The organism is Phenylobacterium sp. (assembly GCF_044372605.1).
Taxonomy (GTDB): Bacteria; Pseudomonadota; Alphaproteobacteria; order Caulobacterales; family Caulobacteraceae; genus Phenylobacterium.
Map to the genome: position 1 here is coordinate 1 of NZ_JBILRO010000181.1, position 7,148 is coordinate 7,148.

Sequence of the window (7,148 nt, forward strand, 5' to 3'; positions counted from 1 at the left end):
GCCGATGAGGGCGAAACCCGCCACCAGCAGACCTGTGATGGCGCCCGAGGTGAAGGCCAGTTTCAGGCCCTTCGCCAGACTTTCTGACGCCGCCTGGGCTGTGCGCACATTGGCGCGGACCGAAATCAGCATCCCGGCGAAGCCTGCAGCCCCGGACAGCACAGCGCCGATCAGGAAACCCACGGCCGCATAGCCGCCGAGGAGCAGGAACAACGCAACCAGCACCACCGCACCCACGATCCCGATCGCGGTGTACTGACGCTTCAGATAGGCCTCGGCCCCTTCCTGGATCGCGGCTGCGATTTCCTGCATCCGGGCGTTGCCCGGTGAGGCGCGCAGCAGCAGAACGGTCTGGAGGATGCCGTAAAGCACCGCCAGGACCCCGGCCACTATGACCAACGGTAGAACAGAACTCATAATTCAAACGCCCCTTTGCGATCGCGTGAGAAAGACCATCCGACGTCCGCGACAGGCGACGTCTACAGGCACTCTGCCTCTTCGCGTTTCCCCGACAAGAACCAGGGCGCAGGAGCGCGCCCCGGGAAAGACGGCGGAAACTACTCGGGTTTGGCGGTCTCGCGCAACCGCCGCCGGATGGAAAGGATAGACGGGCTCAGGCGGGGGGCAGCGTCTTTCGTCGGCGGGGGGTCTGAGAGGCGATCACCACGGACCGGATTTGCCCGGGTCCGGCGATCGCGTTGGCCTGCCGGGTCATGGTGGCGATCAGCCGCGGCTCGTCAACCTTGGTGAGATCGGATGCCAGGGTGTAGGGGGCCCGGTGGGCTGATCGCACCAGAGCATCCCGGAACAGCGGCTCCATCTCCCTGAGCCGCACTGCGTTGGCGGCACTGGTCAGATTGATCCGCAAACTGACAAACACATGATTCACGACGGCGTTCTTGGACAAGATAGGCAAGGCCACAGTCTTGAGATCGACATACTGAGCGGCGGCGTCCTTCTCCTCCTTCTTTGCTCCGGCCGCCATAGCCGGACCGGTAAGGCTGCTCAGGAGTGCGGCCGCGACAAGTGTTTTCAGGACAGGCTTCATGGCGTCAGAATGAGCCCAAATCCTTGCGGCAAGGTTTCCGCAAGCCATACGCGTGGCGAGCTGGCGGCAGAACTGTTACGCTCACCGTGAAGTTCAAGTTTCAGGAGCACGGAGCATGTCTCCCACCCGGCGAGGTGCGGCGTTGGGCTTGTTGTCAGCCGGGGCATTGGCCGCGCCTGTGACACGCGCAGTCGCCAAGGCGCCTGCCGAGACACCGCAGACTGAACTCCCCGACGCGGACGAGCCGCCGACGGAACTCGCCACGCAGCAGAGCCGGAACGACCATATGATGGCGCCTGTCGGCATCAATGGGCAGGGGCCGTTCAGCTTCCTTCTGGATACGGGCGCCAACATCAGCTGCGTTTCGCGTCGCCTTGCCGAGGAACTGAACCTCGTCAGCACGGAACAGACCCGGGTCCATACGGTGGTGGGCGTGCGCTCGAGGCCCATCGTGAAGCTCGATCTCCTGCAGATCGGACCTCGAGACCGTAGAAATGTGCGCGCGCCCGCCCTGCCGATCAAGGTGCCCGAGATCGACGGTATCCTTGGCGTGGACTGGCTCAAGGGCCAGCGCCTGACCCTGGATTTCAAGGGCCGCAAGATGGAGATCACCAAGTCGCGCTCCGACCGCGATGAGCCCGGTCGCGCCGTCGTGGTGCCGGCGCGCCGCCGCAAGGGGCAGTTGACCATCGTCGACGCCGACCTGGGCGGGAAGCCAATCAGCGCCATTATCGACTCGGGCGCCCAGGGCTCCATGTGCAATCGTCTCTTGCGCGACATGGTCCGCCGCGAGGAACAGGCGTCCGGTTCCGTGGACCGTAGCGCGCCCGAGGTGGTCATGATGGAAACACTGGCCGGCGAATCCTTCAGCGGCGAGACCGTTTTCCTGCCGTTCCTGCGGCTTGGCGGGCTTCGACTGGGCAACGTGCCGGTCACCTTCGCCGAGGTGCATGTCTTTGACGTCTGGGGCCTCAAGGACACGCCGGCGCTGTTGCTGGGCATGGATCTGCTCAGCCAGTTCGAGAAGGTCTCCCTGGATTTCGGTCGTTCCGCCGTGCGGTTCGACTTCGTCTAGTCCGGATGATCGGCCGCGCTGGCCGGGGCGATGTGGGGCGGAAACGTCGCCGCCATCGGTTCGTAGAATGCGCGGGCGTCAGCCAGTCGTCGGCGCATATCCGCCAGCACCTCGGGATAATTGCGCGCGACGCTGTAGGTCTCGCCGGGGTCGGCCTGCATGTCGAACAACAGCGGCAAGCCATCCAGCGGAGCATCGAATGTGCGGTAGTACGAACGCGCCACCAGCTTCCAGCGCGCAGTACGGACCGCCACCACATGGTTGTTGTTGAACAGCGCGATCTGATCGTGGGGTGAGCTGGCCTCTCCGGTCAACAGTCCCGAGATATCCCGGCCGTCCAGCTCAATTGTGGACGGCTCAAGGCCCGCCAGGCCCAGCGCGGTTGGCAGGAGGTCCAGGTTGCTGGCCAGTCCGTGCTCCACCCGCCCCGCCGGGATCCGCCCCGGCTGGCGCGCAATGAACGGGACACGATAGCCGCCCTCCCAAGCGGCTCCACCCTTGCGGTCCCGGAACGGCCCGGACGAGCCTTCAAACCATGGCCCGTTGTCCGAGGTGAACATCACCAGCGTATCCTCATCCAGCCCCAGGTCCTTCAGGCGAGCGAGCAGACGCCCGATGTTGGTGTCGATTTCCTCGACCACCTCGCCATAGTCGCCCGCCGGCGACCCGGTCAGATCGTCGGGATTGGGACGAAGCGGGATGTGAGGGGCGGTCAGGTTCAGCAGAATGAAGAACGGCGCGTCGCGGTTGGCTTCCACAAACGCCAGGGTCTGTTCGAAAAACCGCTGCGTCAGCCGGGCCATGTCGACCTTGTCGTCGTGCGCCGCCACATCCTCGCCGGCACCTTCGAACAGCGCCAGCGGGCGCATGTCATGGCTGTAGGGCACGCCATAGAACCGGTCGAACCCGTACAGCGTAGGCGGCCAGTGCGGCGCCACGTGGCCCAGATGCCACTTGCCGATCAGCGCAGTGGCGTAATGTGGCTTCAAGGCCTGGGCGATGGTGACCTCGCTGCGCGGCAGGCCCGTGGTGTCGGCGGGCTGGATCACCTCGTGCGCGAGGCCGGAACGGATCGCATAGCGACCCGTCAGCAATCCCGCCCGAGACGGCGTGCAGACATTGGCCGAGGCGTAGAAGTCCGTGAACCGCACGCCCTCCGCCGCCATCCCGTCGAGGTTCGGCGTGCGGATATGGGTCCCGCCGTCGCAACCGATGTCGCCGTAGCCAAGATCGTCGGTCATGATGATGATGATGTTCGGCTTGCGCATCGAAGGCTCCTGTCGCGGCCGCATACCCGGGCTCATTGATGACTCCAGCCGCCGGATCCAGGATCCACGCGCGCACCGCCCACGAAGACAGACACGCCCTCCCCGGCCACCACCTCGCCGATCACGGTGAAGCCCGGCAACGCCACCGGCGCCGTCGCCACGATCTCGTAGTCATCGCCACCGCTGGCCAGCGCGATCCGGGCCGCCGCTTCTGCAGGCTGCGCGTTGAGCCAGGCGCGCGCGGCGCTGGAGATCGGCAGGTGATCCAGATCTATCCGCAGCCCCACCCCGCCGGCCGTCGCCAGGTGTCCTGCGTCGGCGATCAGGCCGTCCGACACGTCCGCCGCAGCCGACGCATGGGCGCGTACCACAGCCGCCAGATCCAGCCGCGCCCGCGGGTTGCGATACCGCCGGGTCAGGGATCCGTCGGGGTCCGCCAGGCCGCCGCGCGCCGCAGCCAGCCCCAGCCAGGCGTCGCCGATATGACCACTGACCATCAGCCGATCTCCCGGTCGGGCGCCGGCGCGCCGCACCATTCCGCCCTCGGGAACCCAGCCCATCGCGGTCAGGCTGGCCGTCAGCGGCCCGGGTGTTCCCACCGTATCGCCCCCCAGCAGGCTGACCCCCGCCTCGCGCAGGTCTTCGCCAAGGCCCCGGGCGAACGCCTCACGCTCAGCCGCGCCGTAGGCGGGCGGCCAGGCGATCGCCAGAAACACCGCAAAAGGCTCCGCGCCCTTGGCCGCCAGGTCCGACAGGTTCACCTGCGCCAGCCGCCGCCCGACCAGGGCCGGATCCTCGCCACTCAGGAAATGGACCCCCTCGACGATAGCGTCCTTGGTGATGACCAGTTCATGCCCGGATCGGGACGCGACCAGGGCCGCATCGTCCAGCAGGCCCAGTGCGCCCGGCGCACCGCGCGTCAGCGGCAAGAACAGCCGGCCGATCTCCCCGAACTCATCGAGCGCGCCGTCAGGCCGGCCGGACATCCCTGGCCACCCCATCCAGCGCGCCGTTCACAAAGCCCGGCTCGCTTCCCTCGAAAAAGCTCTTGGCGACGTCCACATATTCGTCGATGGCCACCTCGGTTGGCACATCCGGACGGTTGGCCAGTTCGAAGGCGCCGGCCCGCAGGATCGCGCGCACCGTGGCGTCGAGCCGCTCCAGTCGCCAGCCCTCGGCCAACCGCTTGACGATGGCCGCATCCACGCGCGTCTGTTCGGCCACCACCCCGCGCACCAACGCCGCAAAGAAACCCTCATCCGCCGCAGCCAGATCGATGCCGTCCGCATCCCGGTCAAACCGGTGTTCGGTGAACTCGCGGATCACGTGCTCCACGCCGATGGACGACACCTCCATCTGGTAGAGCGCCTGCACGGCGGCCAGACGAGCCACCGACCGGGACTGTCGCGCGCTCATCGCGCCGCGCCGTACAACTGCTGCTTCAGGGCGATCATGCTCAACGCCGCCCGCGCCGCGCCGCCGCCCTTGTCGCCCTCGCTCACGCGAGCCCGGGCCCAGGCCTGATCCTCGTCCTCGGTGGTCAGGATCCCGTTGCCAATGCAGGCGCGCCTGCTCGTCGTCAGGTCCATGATCCCGCGGGCCGACTCGTTCGACACGATCTCGAAGTGATAGGTCTCGCCCCGGATCACCGTGCCCAGCGCCACATAGCCGTCGTACAGCTTGCCCACCGGGCGATGGCCACCCTCCTCGGCGATGGCGATGGCGCCCGGGATCTCCAGCGCGCCCGGCACCGTGACCACATCATACTCGGCGCCAAAGGCCTCAAGCGCCTGCGTCGCCCCCTCCAGCAGGGCGTCGGCCAGGTCTTCATAGAAGCGGGCTTCCACGATCAGGATACGGATGGGCTCTTCGGTCATGGGGCTCGCCTCGGCGGTTTGAGCCCGCTCCTTAGGCTGTTTCTCTCCAGCGGGCGAGATAGCGCGCCAGCATATCGATCTCGAGATTGACGCGGCTACCCACCTTCAGGCCGCCCAGCGATGTCACATCCCAGGTGTGCGGGATCAGATTGACGCCGAACACGTCGTCCTCGACCTCATTCACCGTCAGCGACACGCCCTCGACGGTGATCGAACCCTTGGGCGCGATATGTCTGTGCAGCGGCTTCGGGACACGGATTCTCACCCGATGCGATCCGCCCTCGCTCTCGATGGACAGCACCTCGCCCACGCCGTCCACGTGGCCAGACACAATATGCCCGCCCAGTTCATCGCCGACCCGCGCGGCGCGCTCCAGGTTGACCGGGCGGCCCTCGGCCCAGTCAGACAGGGTGGTCATCGACAGCGTCTCACCCGAGACCTCCACCGCGAACCAGCCCGGGCCCTTGTCCACTACGGTCAGACAGCAGCCGGCGTGGCTGACCGAGGCCCCGATATCGATGGTCGCGGTATCGAAGGCGGTCTCGATTTCAAACCGCAGATCCCGATTGGTTTGCTGCACGCTGCGCACGCGCCCGACGTCTGTGACAATCCCGGTAAACATTCAGCCCCTCGCGTAGCGTTCCCAGAGGTCGACGCCCAGCGCCTGAACCTCCACCCGTCGGAAATGGGGCGCCGCGGCCAGCGCTGCAACGCCAAGTTCGCCGATGGCCGGTCTTCCCTCGCCGCCCAGCAGGATCGGCGCCCGGAACCACTCCAGCGCATCCACCAGCCCGGCCCGAAGAAAACCACCCGCCACCTGCCCGCCGCCCTCGACGAAAAGGCCCGAAAGCCCCTCTGCCGCCAGGCGTCGAACCACGGCCGCAAGGTCCGGTCGCCCTTCCGGACCGGCCGGCACGGTCAATATCCGAACGCCGACGTCCGATAACCGGGGCTCGGCTGCACCGGTCGCCACGACATAGGTCGGAATGTCCCGCGCGGTCTTCGCGAGCCGGCTGCCGGGTTCAAGCCGCTGGCGCGTATCCAGAACCACACGCGCCGGCTGGTGACCCCCATAGCCAGGCAGTCGCACCGTCAACTCAGGATCATCGGCCAGCGCCGTTTCGATCCCGACCAGCACCGCATCGTGATCGGCCCGCAGGCGATGCACCTGCTCGCGCGACGCGTCACCCGTGATCCAGCGGCTTTCACCCGCCGCCGTGGCGATGCGACCGTCCAGCGACGTGGCAAGCTTCAGGGTGATGCTCATGCCGGCCCTGTTTAGGGGCAAGCGCGCAGGCGGGGCAAGGCTTGGACCGATCCACGCCAGGTTCGCGCCATCCCGAACGGCTGCGTGAACCAGGACCTTTGGACCATCTTGCGATACACGTATCGCTTTGCTATCGGTGGCGTTATGCCAATGTCACTCAGACTGCCTGCCCAGGTTGAAGCGCGTCTCGCGGCCCTCTCAACGCTGACAGGGCGTTCAAAGACCTTCTACGCCACCGAAGCCATTGTCGAACATATCGACGACCTCGAGGACGCTCACCTGTCGTCCGAGGTTCGCGACCGTATTCGGGCCGGCGCGGAGGCCAGCATACCATTAAGCGAACTGCTGGATGAGTATGGCCTGGCGCGTTGAAATTTCCGACAGCGCCGCCAGACAGCTCCGCAAACTCGATCCGCAAATCGCAAAACGCATCCTGACCTTTCTGCGGGACCGGATCGCCGTGCTCGAAGATCCGCGCAGCATCGGCGAAGCCCTGCGGGGCAAGGAGATCGGCGATTTCTGGAAATATCGGGTCGGCGATTGGAGGATCATTGCCGACCTCAACGACGACGTCATGCTCGTGACCGTGATCCGGCTGGGCAATCGCCGCGAG

11 protein-coding genes are annotated in these 7,148 nt (G+C 66.5%); 3 read left to right on the top strand and 8 right to left on the bottom strand.

Annotation, left to right across the window (positions count from 1 at the left end; translation table 11 throughout):
• Positions 1 to 417: sodium/proton-translocating pyrophosphatase (locus ACIQ42_RS13630; protein ID WP_397422772.1), on the bottom strand; the 417-nt coding region annotated here is incomplete at its 3' end.
• A gap of 196 nt (positions 418 to 613) precedes the next feature.
• Positions 614 to 1,048: a hypothetical protein gene (locus tag ACIQ42_RS13635; RefSeq protein WP_397422773.1), complete on the bottom strand. Its 435-nt coding sequence runs from the start codon at positions 1,046 to 1,048 to the stop codon at positions 614 to 616.
• Positions 1,049 to 1,163: 115 nt separating this feature from the next.
• On the opposite strand from ACIQ42_RS13635, the gene ACIQ42_RS13640 reads away from it, so the two are divergent.
• Positions 1,164 to 2,123, top strand: coding sequence for a retroviral-like aspartic protease family protein (locus tag ACIQ42_RS13640; RefSeq protein WP_397422774.1), 960 nt, complete (start codon positions 1,164 to 1,166; stop codon positions 2,121 to 2,123).
• Here the strand turns inward: ACIQ42_RS13640 and ACIQ42_RS13645 are convergent.
• Genes ACIQ42_RS13645 through ACIQ42_RS13670 form a run of 6 tightly spaced genes read right to left on the bottom strand, consistent with a single transcriptional unit; the run spans position 2,120 to position 6,535 of the window.
• Positions 2,120 to 3,391, bottom strand: coding sequence for a sulfatase (locus tag ACIQ42_RS13645; RefSeq protein ID WP_397422776.1), 1,272 nt, complete (start codon positions 3,389 to 3,391; stop codon positions 2,120 to 2,122). The genes ACIQ42_RS13640 and ACIQ42_RS13645 overlap by 4 nt on opposite strands.
• Before the next feature lie 32 nt (positions 3,392 to 3,423).
• Positions 3,424 to 4,377 carry a thiamine-phosphate kinase gene (thiL, locus tag ACIQ42_RS13650; protein WP_397422778.1) on the bottom strand — a complete coding sequence of 318 codons (954 nt, stop codon included), beginning with the start codon at positions 4,375 to 4,377 and terminating at the stop codon, positions 3,424 to 3,426.
• The gene (nusB, locus tag ACIQ42_RS13655) at positions 4,361 to 4,807 is read right to left on the bottom strand and encodes a transcription antitermination factor NusB (RefSeq protein ID WP_397422779.1); all 447 of its coding nucleotides are present in this window, start codon (positions 4,805 to 4,807) and stop codon (positions 4,361 to 4,363) included. Before nusB ends, thiL begins: the two co-directional genes overlap by 17 nt.
• Positions 4,804 to 5,268, bottom strand: coding sequence for a 6,7-dimethyl-8-ribityllumazine synthase (ribH, locus tag ACIQ42_RS13660; protein WP_397422781.1), 465 nt, complete (start codon positions 5,266 to 5,268; stop codon positions 4,804 to 4,806). The genes nusB and ribH overlap by 4 nt, the downstream gene beginning before the upstream one ends.
• Before the next feature lie 31 nt (positions 5,269 to 5,299).
• Positions 5,300 to 5,890: a riboflavin synthase gene (locus ACIQ42_RS13665; RefSeq protein WP_397422782.1), complete on the bottom strand. Its 591-nt coding sequence runs from the start codon at positions 5,888 to 5,890 to the stop codon at positions 5,300 to 5,302.
• Positions 5,891 to 6,535 carry a RibD family protein gene (locus ACIQ42_RS13670; RefSeq protein ID WP_397422783.1) on the bottom strand — a complete coding sequence of 215 codons (645 nt, stop codon included), beginning with the start codon at positions 6,533 to 6,535 and terminating at the stop codon, positions 5,891 to 5,893. It lies immediately after the preceding gene.
• Between the two features lie 150 nt (positions 6,536 to 6,685).
• Here ACIQ42_RS13670 and ACIQ42_RS13675 point away from each other — a divergent pair, with 150 nt between their 5' ends.
• Both ACIQ42_RS13675 and ACIQ42_RS13680 read left to right on the top strand, forming a co-directional pair.
• Positions 6,686 to 6,907: a TraY domain-containing protein gene (locus tag ACIQ42_RS13675; protein ID WP_397422784.1), complete on the top strand. Its 222-nt coding sequence runs from the start codon at positions 6,686 to 6,688 to the stop codon at positions 6,905 to 6,907.
• Positions 6,891 to 7,148: type II toxin-antitoxin system RelE/ParE family toxin (locus ACIQ42_RS13680; protein WP_397422785.1), on the top strand; the 258-nt coding region annotated here is incomplete at its 3' end. The genes ACIQ42_RS13675 and ACIQ42_RS13680, both read left to right, overlap by 17 nt.

Bases quoted from the DNA above. Each gene is read 5' to 3' on its own strand.
- nusB (WP_397422779.1), bottom strand. From the start codon at position 4,807: ATGAGCGCGCGACAGTCCCGGTCGGTGGCTCGTCTGGCCGCCGTGCAG.
- ACIQ42_RS13675 (WP_397422784.1), top strand. From the start codon at position 6,686: ATGTCACTCAGACTGCCTGCCCAGGTTGAAGCGCGTCTCGCGGCCCTC.
- thiL (WP_397422778.1), bottom strand. From the start codon at position 4,377: ATGTCCGGCCGGCCTGACGGCGCGCTCGATGAGTTCGGGGAGATCGGC.
- ACIQ42_RS13645 (WP_397422776.1), bottom strand. From the start codon at position 3,391: ATGCGCAAGCCGAACATCATCATCATCATGACCGACGATCTTGGCTAC.
- ACIQ42_RS13665 (WP_397422782.1), bottom strand. From the start codon at position 5,890: ATGTTTACCGGGATTGTCACAGACGTCGGGCGCGTGCGCAGCGTGCAG.
- ACIQ42_RS13635 (WP_397422773.1), bottom strand. From the start codon at position 1,048: ATGAAGCCTGTCCTGAAAACACTTGTCGCGGCCGCACTCCTGAGCAGC.
- ACIQ42_RS13640 (WP_397422774.1), top strand. From the start codon at position 1,164: ATGTCTCCCACCCGGCGAGGTGCGGCGTTGGGCTTGTTGTCAGCCGGG.
- ACIQ42_RS13670 (WP_397422783.1), bottom strand. From the start codon at position 6,535: ATGAGCATCACCCTGAAGCTTGCCACGTCGCTGGACGGTCGCATCGCC.
- ribH (WP_397422781.1), bottom strand. From the start codon at position 5,268: ATGACCGAAGAGCCCATCCGTATCCTGATCGTGGAAGCCCGCTTCTAT.